This window comes from Bacillus vallismortis, from assembly GCF_040784915.1.
Taxonomy (GTDB): Bacteria; Bacillota; Bacilli; order Bacillales; family Bacillaceae; genus Bacillus; species Bacillus subtilis_G.
Genome location: NZ_CP160797.1, coordinates 4138122 through 4153392 on the forward strand (window position 1 = coordinate 4138122; position 15271 = coordinate 4153392).

At 43.2% G+C, this 15271-nt stretch carries 12 protein-coding genes; 6 read left to right on the forward strand and 6 right to left on the reverse strand.

The window, feature by feature from the left end:
- The first annotated feature begins 4 nt into the window (after window positions 1-4).
- Both gntP and gnd read left to right on the forward strand, forming a co-directional pair.
- Window positions 5-1351, forward strand: a complete 1347-nt coding sequence (gntP, locus tag ABZM97_RS20705; protein WP_087991821.1) for a gluconate permease GntP — start codon at window positions 5-7, stop codon at window positions 1349-1351.
- A 23-nt stretch (window positions 1352-1374) separates the two neighbouring features.
- Window positions 1375-2778: a decarboxylating NADP(+)-dependent phosphogluconate dehydrogenase gene (gnd, locus tag ABZM97_RS20710; RefSeq protein WP_202327806.1), complete on the forward strand. Its 1404-nt coding sequence runs from the start codon at window positions 1375-1377 to the stop codon at window positions 2776-2778.
- A 37-nt stretch (window positions 2779-2815) separates the two neighbouring features.
- Here gnd and nhaC read toward each other — a convergent pair whose 3' ends face one another.
- Entirely contained in the window at window positions 2816-4243 is a 1428-nt protein-coding gene (gene nhaC, locus ABZM97_RS20715) for a Na+/H+ antiporter NhaC (RefSeq protein WP_242519871.1), read from the reverse strand.
- Window positions 4244-5174: 931 nt separating this feature from the next.
- Here nhaC and ahpC point away from each other — a divergent pair.
- Both ahpC and ahpF read left to right on the forward strand, forming a co-directional pair.
- On the forward strand, window positions 5175-5738 hold the full coding sequence (gene ahpC, locus ABZM97_RS20720) for an alkyl hydroperoxide reductase subunit C (protein ID WP_024123485.1): 564 nt from the start codon (window positions 5175-5177) through the stop codon (window positions 5736-5738).
- Between the two features lie 13 nt (window positions 5739-5751).
- Entirely contained in the window at window positions 5752-7281 is a 1530-nt protein-coding gene (ahpF, locus tag ABZM97_RS20725) for an alkyl hydroperoxide reductase subunit F (RefSeq protein ID WP_367387098.1), read from the forward strand.
- 113 nt (window positions 7282-7394) lie between these two features.
- Here the strand turns inward: ahpF and ABZM97_RS20730 are convergent, their stop codons facing one another.
- The 3 genes from ABZM97_RS20730 to ABZM97_RS20740 form a co-directional block, all read right to left on the reverse strand.
- Window positions 7395-8747 carry a polysaccharide pyruvyl transferase family protein gene (locus ABZM97_RS20730; RefSeq protein WP_087991818.1) on the reverse strand — a complete coding sequence of 451 codons (1353 nt, stop codon included), beginning with the start codon at window positions 8745-8747 and terminating at the stop codon, window positions 7395-7397.
- 289 nt (window positions 8748-9036) lie between these two features.
- Window positions 9037-10476, reverse strand: a complete 1440-nt coding sequence (gene bglA, locus ABZM97_RS20735; protein ID WP_087991817.1) for a 6-phospho-beta-glucosidase BglA — start codon at window positions 10474-10476, stop codon at window positions 9037-9039.
- A 13-nt stretch (window positions 10477-10489) separates the two neighbouring features.
- Window positions 10490-12358: a beta-glucoside-specific PTS transporter subunit IIABC gene (locus tag ABZM97_RS20740; RefSeq protein ID WP_253268724.1), complete on the reverse strand. Its 1869-nt coding sequence runs from the start codon at window positions 12356-12358 to the stop codon at window positions 10490-10492.
- A gap of 158 nt (window positions 12359-12516) precedes the next feature.
- Between ABZM97_RS20740 and ABZM97_RS20745 the strand changes: the two genes are divergently transcribed.
- Both ABZM97_RS20745 and ABZM97_RS20750 read left to right on the forward strand, forming a co-directional pair.
- Window positions 12517-13227: a GntR family transcriptional regulator gene (locus tag ABZM97_RS20745; protein ID WP_333516331.1), complete on the forward strand. Its 711-nt coding sequence runs from the start codon at window positions 12517-12519 to the stop codon at window positions 13225-13227.
- Window positions 13228-13288: 61 nt separating this feature from the next.
- On the forward strand, window positions 13289-13450 hold the full coding sequence (locus ABZM97_RS20750) for a hypothetical protein (RefSeq protein WP_333516330.1): 162 nt from the start codon (window positions 13289-13291) through the stop codon (window positions 13448-13450).
- 130 nt (window positions 13451-13580) lie between these two features.
- On the opposite strand, the gene ABZM97_RS20755 is transcribed toward ABZM97_RS20750, so the two are convergent.
- Together ABZM97_RS20755 and ABZM97_RS20760 are read right to left on the reverse strand one after the other, a co-directional pair.
- A complete protein-coding gene (locus tag ABZM97_RS20755; protein WP_253268726.1) occupies window positions 13581-14303 on the reverse strand; it encodes a peptide ABC transporter permease in 723 nt (240 codons plus the stop codon).
- 20 nt (window positions 14304-14323) lie between these two features.
- On the reverse strand, window positions 14324-14953 hold the full coding sequence (locus ABZM97_RS20760; protein ID WP_148963211.1) for an ATP-binding cassette domain-containing protein: 630 nt from the start codon (window positions 14951-14953) through the stop codon (window positions 14324-14326).
- Window positions 14954-15271: the final 318 nt, after the last annotated feature.

Genomic DNA, 15271 nt, shown 5'->3' on the forward strand with positions numbered 1-15271 from the left:
TACCATGCCATTAATCATCGTTGCAATTGGGATCTTAGCTTTACTGCTTTTGATTATGGGCTTAAAATTAAACACATTTATTTCCTTGCTGATCGTATCGTTCGGCGTGGCATTGGCACTCGGGATGCCGTTCGATAAAGTTGTCAGCTCTATTGAACAAGGAATAGGGGGAACTCTTGGCCACATCGCACTCATCTTCGGGCTCGGTGCGATGCTGGGCAAGCTGATCGCGGATTCTGGAGGCGCACAGCGCATCGCGATGACGCTCGTCAACAAATTCGGCGAGAAAAACATTCAATGGGCCGTTGTCATTGCCTCATTCATTATTGGTATTGCTTTATTTTTTGAAGTAGGATTGGTTCTATTAATTCCGATTGTATTTGCGATTTCAAGAGAATTGAAGATTTCTATTTTATATCTCGGAATTCCGATGGTCGCGGCGCTGTCCGTCACGCACGGTTTCCTGCCGCCGCACCCGGGGCCTACGGCGATTGCCGGTGAGTACGGCGCAAACATCGGGGAAGTGCTGCTGTACGGCTTTATGGTTGCTGTTCCAACAGTGCTCATCGCAGGGCCTTTGTTTACAAAGATCGCGAAAAAAATCGTGCCTGCATCATTTGCGAAAAGCGGCAATATCGCATCACTCGGCACGCAAAAAACGTTCAAGCTTGAGGAGACACCCGGCTTCGGAATCAGCGTCTTTACTGCAATGCTTCCGATTATCATCATGTCGATCGCTACCATTATTGATCTGCTTCAAGAAACAATCGGATTTGCGGATAACGGTGTTTTAGCTTTTATCCGATTGATTGGAAACGCATCGACTGCTATGATTATTTCGTTATTGGTCGCGGTCTACACAATGGGCATCGCACGCAACATTCCGATCAAAACCGTAATGGACTCTTGTTCAGCAGCCATTTCACAAATCGGCATGATGCTTCTGATCATCGGGGGAGGCGGCGCCTTCAAACAAGTGCTGATCAACGGCGGTGTCGGCGATTACGTGGCGGACTTATTCAAAGGTACAGCATTATCGCCAATCGTCTTGGCATGGCTCATCGCGGCGATCCTGCGCATTTCTCTAGGATCAGCCACTGTTGCCGCGCTAAGCACAACCGGACTTGTCATTCCGTTGTTGGGACAATCTGATGTCAACCTGGCATTAGTCGTGCTTGCAACAGGCGCCGGAAGTGTCATCGCTTCCCACGTCAATGACGCCGGCTTCTGGATGTTCAAGGAGTACTTCGGATTAAGCATGAAAGAAACATTTGCCACATGGACGTTGCTGGAAACGATTATTTCGGTTGCTGGACTTGGATTCATATTATTGTTAAGTTTAGTTGTATGAAATTGATGAAGGAGCTGTAACACATGTTCAATACGATTGGTGTCATAGGCTTAGGCGTAATGGGAAGCAATATCGCCTTAAACATGGCAAATAAAGGTGAAAACGTCGCCGTCTATAATTACACCAGAGATTTAACGGACCAACTCGTCCAAAAGCTGGATGGACAATCTCTCAGCCCGTACTACAAGCTGCAGGATTTTGTTCAATCGTTAGAGAAACCAAGAAAAATCTTTCTGATGGTCACAGCGGGAAAACCCGTAGATTCCGTCATCCAATCATTAATGCCTTTGCTTGAAGAAGGCGACGTCATCATGGACGGGGGCAACTCCCACTATGAAGATACAGAAAGAAGATATGACGAGCTGAAGGAAAAAGGCATCGGCTATCTGGGAGTCGGCATTTCCGGCGGCGAAGTAGGCGCATTAACAGGGCCTTCCATCATGCCGGGCGGAGATCGTGACGTCTATGACAAAGCCGCTCCTATCCTGACGAAAATCGCAGCTCAAGTTGGAGACGATCCGTGCTGTGTCTATATCGGTCCAAAAGGGGCAGGGCACTTTACAAAAATGGTGCACAACGGCATTGAGTATGCTGACATGCAGCTGATTGCAGAAGCGTACACGTTTCTGAGAGAAACACTGCACCTGCCGCTCGAAGAAATCGCATCTATTTTTGAAACCTGGAACCAAGGTGAGCTGAAAAGCTATTTAATAGAGATTACAGCTGAGATTTTACGCAAAAAAGACGAACAAACAGGACAGCCTCTGATTGATGTCATCCTTGATAAAACCGGCCAAAAAGGCACCGGAAAATGGACGAGCATGCAGGCGATTGATAACGGCATTCCGTCCACAATCATCACAGAGTCCTTGTTCGCCCGCTACTTGTCTTCCTTAAAAGAAGAACGGGTGGCAGCTCAAGACGTGTTAGCAGGTCCGGAAGCTGAAGAAAAACACTTCGATAAAGACACTTGGGTTGAATACGTCAGACAGGCTCTTTACATGGGGAAAGTATGCGCCTACGCACAAGGCTTTGCCCAATACAAAATGTCATCTGAGCTTTACGGCTGGAACCTGCCGCTTAAAGACATCGCTTTGATATTCCGTGGCGGCTGCATCATCCGCGCAGATTTCCTAAACGTGATCAGCGACGCATTCAGCGAGCGGCCTAACCTATCAAACCTGCTGATCGCGCCTTATTTCTCAGATAAGCTCCAAGGCTATCAAACAGGCCTGCGAAAAGTTGTTTGCGAGGGCATCAGCACAGGAATCTCATTCCCATGCTTAACCACCGCGCTCACTTATTACGACGGCTACCGCACAGGACGGTCCAATGCGAACCTCTTGCAGGCACAGCGCGATTACTTCGGCGCCCATACGTACGAACGGACAGATATGGACGGCGTTTTCCATACCAATTGGCAGTAATCAAAAAAACCTCGCTCATTTTGAGCGAGGTTTTTGATTATGCCTCTAATTCTACAAGTTTTTTTGCTTTCTTTTTGTCCCGCTTTTCTTTTTTTGTCATCGTCAATCCAGTGATTCCATAGAAAAGAGAAACCAAGGGCGTGATGAAAGCCAAGAAACAGAACGGAAGATAAGCGACTGTTGCTATCCCTAAGGCTCCAGCTGTATATAGACCGCCGCCAGTCCATGGAATAAGCGGTGCAGCTTGTGTTCCTGAATCTTCTAACACGCGCGACAGGTTTTCAGGTTTTAAGTTTAAGCGTTCATAAATCGGTCTCATCAATGTTCCGCCCATAACCGTTGAGAAGTATACAGATCCGCCGATTGCAAGTGTAAGATAACTCACAATGATGGTCACAAAAACAGCCGTCCCTGTATGCTTAATTTTATGGGCAAAAGAAGCAATCAACGCTTCTAATACTTGTGACTCCGCAAGCATCCCGCCTAAACCAAGCGCAAATAAGAACAAGGCAATTAAGCTCAACATACTGGAAAGTCCGCCTCGTTGAAGCAAGCTATCAACCATGTCAATGCCTGATTCAACTGTATACCCGCCATAGAACGTATTCATGACATCTTGAAAACTCAAGCCTTGATAGAACATCGCGATAACGCCGCCAACAGCTGCCCCAATGAAAATGGAAGGAATCGCTGGTTTCTTTAACATTAACAGCGCAATGAGAACAACAATCGGAATCATTGGCACAAGTCCGAGATGGAATGTTTCGTTCAAATAAGACGTCAGTTGATTGACACTTTCTGAATTTACAGATGCGGAATTGTATCGCAAACCAACAATCGTATAAATGATCGCTGCAATGATATATGCAGGAATTGTCGTCCAAAGCATGTGTTTAATATGGCTGAAGATTTCTCCGCCGGAAACAGTAGGGGCTAAGTTCGTCGTATCCGATAGCGGAGACATTTTATCTCCGAAATACGCTCCGCTGACAATAGCGCCGGCAGTCAGCCCTGCCGGTATCCCCATCGTGGCTCCAACACCCATCATTGCAACCCCGGCAGTTCCGACTGTTCCCCATGACGTACCTGTTGCGACAGATACTAATGAACAAAAAACTAAAGTTGTGACTAAAAAGAATTGTGGTGAAATCGCGTGTATACCGTAATAAATTAATGTAGGTACTGTCCCTGACGCGATCCATGCGCCGATTAAAATCCCGACGGTTAGAAGTATCAGCCCAGGCTGCAGTGCCCTGCTCATCGATTTCATCATCGATTTTTCTACTTGTTTATAGGTAAACCCCAATCCCATCATAAACGGGATCAATACAAGCATGCTGATAAACATCAGAATTTGAATCGGTGCATCAAATACAAGAATTCCAATTGATATCACACTAACCGCTGCAATCAGCATCGATAGTGCATACATAAACGAAGGCCTTTTTATCTTATCGGTTTCCAACAAACCACTCCTTTGAATAAGTTGATCTTACATCTAAATCTGGAATACATATTGACTGGCACTTTCATAAGATCAAGTGAATTTTTAAAACGGGGACTCATTTTGATTGAATGGAGAATACTTTATACGCCGGGCGAATGATTAGGTCCATTCACCCATAAATAAATGATGGGGTATAACGTTTTACCACATGGGAAATGGTATGTGAACATCTTACTACAAAACAAAATGTTCAGTAAAATTGTATATCCTCTGATATTTCATCATTATCTCAGTTGATCCGGTCTGAAAGTCATTATCCTGCTATATCTATAAAAATGCTCCGTTATCGTGCCAAATCGTTCAGAAAACAGGATCGTACGTTCGCAATCGGCTTTTTATCCCGGCCATTTTCCTAAAAAGCGCCAACGAAATGATAAAAATCAGCAAAAACCCATCTTTTACAGAATTACTGTATTATTATTATCGAAATAATCAACAAGCCGAAATATCGTCCGGTTTTCCGACCTCCATGTTTCACCGCACGATCCATTTCAGTAATTGGCATTTTCTTCTTTTCGATATACCCCTTATCTTTTTAGTCTAAACCTTTTAACTGGCCTATTTAATGAGAAAACGCAGCCTTCACATTGATAATGAGAATCAAGTCAGCAATCGGGCAAGTAGTTTTAGCATCTGCTTCAAAAAAGAAAAACACCCGTATGTGACTTTAATTGTGATATTTTGAGCTGCAGGAATCCATACTATATAATAGAAAGTTGAAACCTCTCCCGAGAAGCTTCATGTTTTTTATCCGAATCTCTCCTTTTCACTTGACAAGAGAAAAGGTATTATATAATAATTTATACAGAATTATAATTATTATAGATAGCGGGAGCATGGCTTCACATCATCTATAATGTCCATTTATCACTATTAGGAGGAAGATATTATGTCTTTAATTGGAAAAGAAGTACAACCATTCGAAGCGAAAGCATTCAAAAACGGTGAATTCATCGATGTAACAAACGAGTCTCTGAAAGGCCAATGGAGCGTATTCTGCTTCTACCCAGCAGATTTCTCTTTCGTATGTCCAACTGAGCTTGAAGATCTTCAAAACCAATACGCTGCACTTAAAGAATTAGGTGTTGAAGTATACTCTATCTCTACAGATACTCACTTCGTACACAAAGGCTGGCATGACAGCTCTGAAAAAATCGGCAAAATCACTTACGCAATGATCGGTGATCCTTCTCAAACGATCTCTCGCAATTTTGACGTATTAGATGAAGAATCTGGTCTAGCTGACCGCGGAACATTCATCATCGATCCAGACGGCGTTATCCAAACTGTTGAAATCAATGCAGGCGGTATCGGCCGTGATGCAAGCAACCTGATCAGCAAAGTAAAAGCAGCACAATACGTTCGTCAAAATCCAGGTGAAGTTTGCCCGGCTAAATGGGAAGAAGGCGGCGAAACTCTTACACCTAGCCTTGACCTAGTAGGTAAAATCTAAGGAGTGCATTCCATTGGTACTTGATGCAAATATCAAAGCACAATTAAATCAATACATGCAGCTTATTGAGAATGACATTGTTCTCAAAGTGAGCGCAGGTGAAGATGACATTTCTAAGGACATGCTGGCTCTCGTTGATGAGCTGGCTTCCATGTCATCTAAAATCACAGTTGAAAAAGCTGAATTAAACAGAACGCCAAGCTTCAGTGTCAATCGTGTTGGAGAAGATACTGGCGTTACATTCGCCGGTATCCCTCTGGGCCACGAATTTACATCCTTGGTTTTGGCGCTGCTCCAAGTAAGCGGCAGATCGCCTAAGGTAGACCAAAAAGTCATTGATCAGGTGAAGAAGATCAGCGGTGAATACCACTTTGAATCTTATATCAGCCTGACATGCCACAACTGTCCTGATGTTGTACAAGCCTTAAACATGATGAGCGTGCTCAACCCGAACATTACGCACACGATGATCGACGGTGCAGCATATAAAGCAGAAGTTGAAAGCAAAAACATCATGGCAGTGCCGACCGTTTACCTGAATGGCGAATCCTTCGGAAGCGGCCGTATGACGCTTGAAGAAATTCTTGCGAAAATGGGCAGCGGCGCAGACGCATCCGAGTTTGCAGACAAAGAGCCGTTTGACGTTCTTGTTGTCGGAGGCGGACCGGCTGGGGCAAGTGCAGCGATCTACACTGCGCGTAAAGGCATCCGCACCGGTGTCGTCGCTGAGCGCTTCGGCGGACAGGTTCTCGATACAATGAGCATCGAAAACTTCATCAGCGTCAAAGCGACAGAAGGACCGAAGCTTGCTGCAAGCCTTGAAGAGCATGTGAAGGAATATGATATTGATGTCATGAACCTTCAGCGCGCAAAACGCCTTGAGAAGAAAGATCTGTTCGAACTTGAACTCGAAAACGGCGCTGTCCTGAAAAGCAAAACAGTGATCCTATCAACAGGTGCCCGCTGGCGCAATGTCAACGTACCTGGTGAACAAGAGTTCAAAAACAAAGGTGTCGCGTACTGCCCGCACTGTGATGGGCCATTGTTTGAAGGCAAAGACGTAGCGGTCATTGGCGGAGGAAACTCTGGAATCGAGGCTGCTATCGATCTCGCAGGCATCGTCAAACACGTCACTGTGCTTGAGTTTGCACCTGAACTGAAAGCTGACGAAGTCCTGCAAAAACGCCTCTACAGCCTGCCTAACGTCACTGTCGTGAAAAACGCACAAACGAAAGAAATCACAGGCGATCAAACCGTAAACGGCATCACATACGTTGACCGTGAAACAGACGAAGAAAAACACGTTGAACTCCAAGGTGTATTCGTGCAAATCGGTCTCGTGCCAAACACAGATTGGTTAGATGAAACGGTTGAACGCAACCGCATCGGCGAAATCATCGTCGACAAGCACGGCGCGACAAGCGTTCCAGGCTTATTTGCTGCCGGCGACTGCACAGACAGCGCGTTTAATCAAATCATTATTTCGATGGGATCAGGTGCAACTGCCGCTCTCGGCGCGTTTGATTACCTTATCCGCAATTAATACAACAAAGCCGCAATATTGCCAGATTGGTGGCAGCATTGCGGCTTCTTTTTTATTCCAAATATATTGCATGTTTTATACATTTGTAATATAGTTGTAATGTTAGTGAAATATTATTTACCGCTCAGCATATTTGCTGTTTTTAAAGCGAAACGCACTGATTTTCTATTTAAAGTGCCCTGATACTTTTTGACCTTGTTCTTTAGGTCTTTAATGGTTTTTTCCTTTTTGGCATTTTCTAATGCCATAAGCGCTTCCCAGCGTTTCGCTGTTTCTGTGGAACTGCAGCCGCTAACTGTAGTTACAGGCGAAAGAAGTTTGGTGTTAGATAGTTTTTCGTCAAAAGGAACGGTATCAGGAATCGCTTTCTCTTTATAAATATGATCCAATTCATTTTGATTCAGGAAGCTGATGAAATGGTCAAAGTTTTGCGCTTGCCGTTTCTCAGGCTTGTGAAAATCAAGTGTTTCAATTAATTCTGACAGTTTTGTTTGCTCCGTTATCTCATTTGCCATGATATGCGTTAACTGATGGTATTCAGCTAATTCCCGCATTCTTGCATCTTTCGGAAGCAAAAGGCTCGGTGTTCCGGCAATTGCCGCCGCGATATTCCCATGCAGCCTTGCGCCAAAGCTCAAATCAGCTTGTTTCAAGAAATCCAGCCAAGTCGGCACATTTAAAAAGAATCGGACTCTATCATTCTGGTAAGCTGGGTCTTCCATGCTGACAGGGTAATTATCCGCAGGCTTCGCTATCGCAGGCGCCCCGGCATACGTCAAAATCATCTCTTTTCGCCATTGCGGGATGAAGTAATGATTCGGGAACTCTTTCATGCTTCTTGTAATGAAGTCCAGCACATGCTTAGGAGACAGCCTTGATGAGTTAACCGTCACCATTGATTCAGGTGTGATAGTGGTGTCTCTAATCTTCAGCTCTCTTCCAAACGCATACATAGAAGGACAGCCAATTACCGTATGGTCAATACCTTCACGGAATCCTAATCTGGAAAGGTATTTCGCTGTAATCTCACCGCGGACACCGATCATATTTGATCTCTCCAGCACGGCACTCACAAACGCCTTTACATCCTCGTCAAAAGGAAAACCTTCATTTAACTTTGGTTCAAACGGAGCCCGCAAACCAACCCCAATCACAACAACCGGAATGGTTAACTTCTTAATTAATTGGGTATATTTCCGTAAAGAAGGCACAAAATCCTCGCGGAAGGCATCTGCCAGCGGAATAATATACATATCATATTTTTCATTGATTTGCTCCGCATCCGCCGCATTAATCCGATAATAATCAGGAGTAATCGTCGTTCCTTCTGTCATCAGCGTACGAAACACACTGTAGGCATATACTAAGTTTCCTACGTTACCGCCAATGGAGTTGCGAACAATCATTTCAGCTGGATCAAATGTATCAAATGGTGATATCCCAGCTCTTATTAAAATGTTTTTCAATGTGATGTTGCCCCTTCCTCACCAAATTTTTTTCAGGAGATTGCTTAGGGAACTCTATCGTAAACATAAAATCTTCAGCCAGACACCCGCTTTCATCCCTTTTCACTTACAAACTCTCTCCCTTTCTTCCGTTCTAATATTCAATTATACAAAAAAGGATCTTACAGGTGAAATCATAACATAACGTTCAGCGCTGGTAATCTATTCCCATCACTGGATGTTCGTTCACATCACACAAAAAAACCCGAACCAGGCACTTTAGTAAAAGTGCTCGATTCGGGCCAGCTGCTTACAATTCCTCGCCATTCGTTTGAATGACGTTTTTATACCACTCAAATGAATCTTTCTTATATCGCTTCATAGATCCGTTTCCTTCATTATCACGATCAACATAGATCATGCCGTAGCGTTTTTTCATTTCGCCTGTTGTAAAGGAGACGATATCAATAATGCCCCACGGGGTGTAGCCGATTAAATCTACACCGTCGTAAGTGACCGCTTTTTCCAATGCTTCAATATGTGATTTCAAATATTGGATTCGTTCCGGATCATGGATCTTGCCGCCTTCCTCCACCGTATCCACTGCGCCAAAGCCGTTTTCCACGATGAATAGCGGGATTTGGTACCGATCATAAAAACGGTTTAACGTATATCTCAGCCCGGTGGGATCAATCGCCCAACCCCAGTCACTCGATGTGATGTATGGGTTTTCGACACCATTTGGCAATCCGCCGTTAACGATATCGCCTGTATTATCATTTTCCACATCGCTTTTCACAGTTGTTGACATGTAGTAGCTGAAGCCTAAGTAATCGACGGTGCCGTTTCTTAAAATCTCATCATCGCCATCTTCGAAAGTGATGTGATAGCCTTCCCGTTCAAATTCCTTCAGCGCGTAGCTTGGATAGTACCCGCGAACCTGCACATCCGGGAAGAAATACCGCTGCCTCATTTCTTCCTCAGCCAGCATCACATCTTCAGGATTGGATGAGAAAGGATAGATCGGCACGTGTGACACCATGGCACCGATCTGGAAGTCTGGATTGATGTCTTTTCCTTTTGCCACCGCTAATGCGCTCGCCACTAATTCATGGTGCGCCGTTTGATACATGACTTCCTTGGCATTTTCGTTTTCTCCGACCGTAACACCTGAATTCGTCCATAGGAACAGCGGGTTATTCACATCCATTTGGTTGTTGATCTCGTTAAAGGTCATCCAGTACTTCACTTTATCTTTGTAACGATTGAAGCAGGCCTCTGCGAAATTGACGAAGAAGTCCACGACTTTCCGATTTCTGAAGCCGCCATATTCTCTTGCCAGATGCAGCGGCATTTCAAAATGGGACAAGGTAATGACCGGCTCGATCCCATGCTTCAGCAACTCATCAAACACATCATCATAGAACTGCAAGCCCGCTTCGTTCGGCTCAGCCTCATCGCCTTTCGGGAAAATCCGGCTCCAGCCAATGGACGTCCGCAAGCATTTTAAGCCCATTTCCGCAAACAAAGCGATATCTTCCTTGTATCTGTGATAGAAATCAATGGCTTCATGGTTCGGATAAAATTCGTTCTCTTCAATCGTATCCGTGATTTTTCTCGGCACGCCGTGCGCACCCGCTGTCATCACATCGACTACACTCGGCCCTTTACCGCCTTGATTCCATCCGCCTTCAAATTGGTGTGCAGCTAACGCGCCGCCCCATAAAAAATCCTTCGGCATGTGTCCCATGTTTTATTCCTCCTCAGCTTACGACTGTAAATAATTTTTGGTCTAACGTACTTTCTTCAATATCTTCGATGAGAATTTCCTGATACGCATGTGAATTCGTGATGATGACTGGGGTAATCGTTGTTAACCCTTTCTCTTCAATGAAAGCTTTATCAAATTCAACAAGCACTTCGCCTTTTTTAACTGTATCGCCCTCTCCCACCTTCAAGGAAAAAGGAGTTCCGTCTAATGTCACTGTATCCAGTCCGATATGCACCAGCAACTCGACGCCAGACGCCGAACGAAGGCCGATCGCATGCTTTGTAGGCGCAACCATGACAACGGTGCCGTCAAACGGAGCATAAAGCTTATTTTCGGATGGCTCAATCGCCAACCCTTGTCCCATTGCGCCTGAACTGAATACCTCATCAGGCACCTTAGAAAGCGGGATGACCTTGCCGCTAAACGGTGCATATACTGTTTCTTCATTTTCCTGTGCCGTTTGACGATTTTCCTTATCCGGCTGAGCAGCTGTATCTTCACCGTAGCCAAAGATTTGAATCAGCACAACAGGGAGAATAATCGCGATCGCCGCTCCGATCAAAAGGCCCCAAATGGACGTCGGGAATTGTTCATTGATGCCATTCACAATCGTCAGCGGTCCCGGAAGCCCCGCATACGCAAAGTAATACGGATTGAAAAAGCTTGCCACAACTGCCCCAACCGCACCGGATATACAGCCAAAAATAAACGGTTTCTTAAATCTCAAGGTCACGCCGTAGATCGCCGGCTCTGTAATGCCGAACAAGCCTGTGACCCCAGCTGAAACGCTGACTTTTCTCGTTTCCTTGTTTCTCGCTTTAAGGATGACGCCAAGCACCGCCCCAACCTGTGCAATGACCGCAATCGTTTGATACGCCTGGAATGAATCCCGTCCGTATAAATCATAGTTCGCCAATACCATCGGCGTGATGCCCCAATGTACCCCAAAGATGACGATGACCTGCCAGAAGGCGCCGATGATCGCTCCAGCCAAAGCCGGCACGTTTTCCGCCAAGAAGTTGTAACCGTTTGCAATTCCATTTGCGCCTAATGTTGTCACAGGGCCAATGAGAATAATCGTTAACGGCACCATCACCACCATGCACAGAAACGGAACAAATAACGGCCTGACCACTTCGTTCATTCTCTTATTCAAAAATCGTTCGAGATAAGACAATATCCACACTAAAAATAATGGCGGCAGTACGGAGGATGTGTATGTCGTTTCCGATAAAGCAATCCCTAAGAAAGAAATACTCTTTCCGTCTGCGATTTGAACGGCCATCTCCGCCCATGTCGGACTGACTAACGCGGCACAGCACGCTACAGCGATATACATGTTGGCCTTAAAATGCTTTGATGCCGTAATCGCGATAAAGATAGGCAAAAACGTAAACGGCGCCCAAGATATAAAACTAAAAACCTGATAAGCTCCTGTTTTCTCAAAGCCATCAAACAATAAATTAATGATAATTAATGCCCCTTGCAAAATACCAGCAGCGGCCAGAATGTATACAAACGGCGCAAACACCGCTGACATCGTCGCAATAATCCGGTTCAGAACGGTCCCTTTATTCTCGCTTTGTTCCTCAGACAGATCGATATTGACCAGCTTTGAAAATTCTTCGAAGACTTCCCCGACGTGCTGTCCAATGACAATTTGAAATTGGCCGCTGTTCTCTACAACCGTAATGACACCGGGCATCGACTTCACAATATCCTTCGCTTTAGGGTTAGACCGCTTCAGCACCAACCGAAGCCTCGTCGCGCAGCGAGAAGCTCCAATGACATTCTCTTCCCCGCCTACGGCCTCCAAAATGTCTTTTGCTAGTCTGCTATAATCTCTCACTTTCCCCGACATTTTCACCCACCCCTTCGTTTTGGTTACGCTTTCATTATAATTGTACCGGTATAATTTATCAATACCCAAACAAAATATTTATTCATTAACTATAATTGTAAGCGGTTTATGCTATAATTTTGACAAGTGAAACTAAACGAAAAAAATGAGGAATGCGTATGTTAAAGTACCAGCAAATTGCAGAAGAAATTGAAAGATATATAGAAGAACACCAGCTTCAGCAGGGAGACAAACTGCCAGTGCTAGAAACCCTCATGGCAAAGTTTGAAGTCAGCAAAAGCACAATCACAAAATCCTTAGATCTATTAGAACAAAAAGGCGCGATCTTTCAGCTCAGAGGAAGCGGCATCTTCGTCAGAAAACACAAACGAAAAGGCTACATCAGCCTCCTGTCGAATCAAGGATTTAAAAAAGACCTTGAGGATTTCAATATCACCTCAAAAGTCATTGAACTAGACGTGAGAAAGCCGACACAAGAAGCGGCGGACAACCTCAACATCGGACTTGAGGAGGACGTATACTTTGTCAAAAGAGTCCGCTACATCAACGGCCAAACCCTGTGCTACGAAGAATCCTATTACAACAAATCCATCGTCACGTATTTAAACAACGAAATCGTCTCCCACTCGATCTTCCATTACATCCGGGAAGGATTAGGGTTGAAAATTGGTTTTTCGGATTTGTTTCTTCACGTGGATCAGCTTAGTGAGGAAGAAGCGGAATATTTAGGGATGAAGGCTGGACTGCCGAAGCTGTATATAGAAAGTATTTTTCACCTGACGAATGGCGTTCCGTTTGATTTCTCGAAGATTTCTTATAATTATGAGCAGTCGCAGTTTGTGGTGCAGGCTAATAGTTTTTTGTTGTAGGGCTGCTGCATCCTGCTACTAATAAAAACATGAGGGGACGATTAACTGGAAGGTGGTCGACATGTACAAAATCATCATTCCTGCCATACTAGCCATCTTCGTGCTCTGGATACTCTTACAGATTTCACTGGAGATGAGCATCTTTAAGAATCCAATGAACTACTTTATTGGATTCATTATCTTTTTTCTCTTTATAAAGATGGTGAAAGAAAAACAACAATAGATTGGGTGATGCAAGCAGGAAGACCACCCCCCTTAACAAAATCAACAGGCCACATGGATTTATCTCAGAGTTTAACGAAAATATCGATGCACACAAAAAGCTACTTCACTGAGAGAAGTAGCTTCCTTTATCATATGCCCATTTTGATCCATCTTGTTTTAGAAAAGCGAAGTATAATCGCATTTATGATCATGATTGAAACTAAATATAAAATAATATATAAAATGTCATTATTCCCAAGTGTCATGTTATCAGATTGTAATACTCTTTCTATTCGGGGATACATCGTGTTACCTGCCTCAAATGGAGCAATAAAACCAAACACTTTATTGCTTACAGCTACTAAAATAACAGAAGTCATCCAATAAACGATACTTACACCTATGCTAATTAATATATTTGGACATAGCATGCTTATCGTTCCAATGATGAAAATATACTGTAATATAACTGCGGAAAATAAAAACAGTAATAATGTAAAATGAGAAAAATCACCGTACATCAACGATATAATTAGCAGGCCTAGCGCGATAAACGCAAAACATTCCAAAAACAAAACAGCTATCTTTTTATAAAAGAAGGTATAGATGTTGTCCCCTATTAATTTGTAAAAGAGAATATTTTTGTTTGAATACTCTCTATTAATAAAAAAAGCTATAACAAATGAAAATAACATCAAACCAAACTGGGTCGCAACGGTATAGGAGCTAAAGAAAAACATCTCAGGTGTAACATGGCTGACTTTATCGATTCCTACCAGTAAAAAATATCCCAGTAAAAATAAAAACACGAACATAGATCCTAAAATAATGAAAACTTTGTTGCTTATACTCTTTTTAAACTCTAATTTCATCTTAAGCCCCCACTGTTTTATTACTCATTTATATACACTTCAATTAATTGATCCACTGAATGATACTGTTGGATTTCTTGGTGATTAAATATAAAATAATCCCCTTCTATCGCCTTTAAATCAGACAAATCATGTGTAATATTAATGATAATTTTCTCTGGGTTCTCCTGAATATACTTGTTTATGAAGCCATGAATCTCTATAACCGTTTTTTTGTCTAATGAATTCGTTATTTCGTCTAAAACAATAATATTTTTATCCTCTAGTAAGAAGCTAAGCAGTTTTAATTTTTGCTTTTGGCCATCACTCAAATTCTTAATAAGAACTTTACCGTCGATATTATCAAGATTAAGTAAATGTGCAATCTTATTTATCTTTTCGGAATCAAACTTTTCGCTCAAAAAGTGTAATAAAAAATCCTTAGAAACATCATGAGGTATATTCGACGAGCTAGATATTAAAGATACATTTTGACGAATGTCTCTGCCGATTCGTTTGCTATTATTCAACAAAAAGTCTTTAGCAAGCTGTGATTTGCCTACCCCATTTTTTCCAACTACATGGTTGATTTTCCCACTCGAAAAATGTAAGTCAGTGTCCTGAAGTAACGTTTTGCCTTTCACTTTTAAAGTATAATTCGCTATGTTCATATACATACTCCTAGGAAATATTTGAATCTTTCAAGGTGCCTCTTTCGTTTCCGGTTCGGAACTGTAAGAAATGTTGTTTGATGATTAATTTGGATATCTTTTACTCCAGTTTACAATATATAACACTCAATGTACAACAACGGCAGTTTCCTCAAGGTAATTCCTTACATGATAATTGACAAGCCAAATAAACGGATCGTCAATACCATATCAATACATATTGATAACAAGAATAAGGGGGATACTGAACCTTTCAGCCTAAGCCCTTGACTAAATAACCTCCTCCGTAGATACTGCTGAAAGGTTTTTTAGCTCTAG

What these genes read in the sequence shown, in the direction of transcription:
- gntP (WP_087991821.1), top strand. Translation starts at nt 5, where the DNA reads ATGCCATTAATCATCGTTGCAATTGGGATCTTAGCTTTACTGCTTTTG.
- gnd (WP_202327806.1), top strand. Translation starts at nt 1,375, where the DNA reads ATGTTCAATACGATTGGTGTCATAGGCTTAGGCGTAATGGGAAGCAAT.
- ahpC (WP_024123485.1), top strand. Translation starts at nt 5,175, where the DNA reads ATGTCTTTAATTGGAAAAGAAGTACAACCATTCGAAGCGAAAGCATTC.
- bglA (WP_087991817.1), bottom strand. Translation starts at nt 10,476, where the DNA reads ATGGGACACATGCCGAAGGATTTTTTATGGGGCGGCGCGTTAGCTGCA.
- ABZM97_RS20740 (WP_253268724.1), bottom strand. Translation starts at nt 12,358, where the DNA reads ATGTCGGGGAAAGTGAGAGATTATAGCAGACTAGCAAAAGACATTTTG.
- ABZM97_RS20745 (WP_333516331.1), top strand. Translation starts at nt 12,517, where the DNA reads ATGTTAAAGTACCAGCAAATTGCAGAAGAAATTGAAAGATATATAGAA.
- ABZM97_RS20750 (WP_333516330.1), top strand. Translation starts at nt 13,289, where the DNA reads ATGTACAAAATCATCATTCCTGCCATACTAGCCATCTTCGTGCTCTGG.
- ABZM97_RS20755 (WP_253268726.1), bottom strand. Translation starts at nt 14,303, where the DNA reads ATGAAATTAGAGTTTAAAAAGAGTATAAGCAACAAAGTTTTCATTATT.
- ABZM97_RS20760 (WP_148963211.1), bottom strand. Translation starts at nt 14,953, where the DNA reads ATGAACATAGCGAATTATACTTTAAAAGTGAAAGGCAAAACGTTACTT.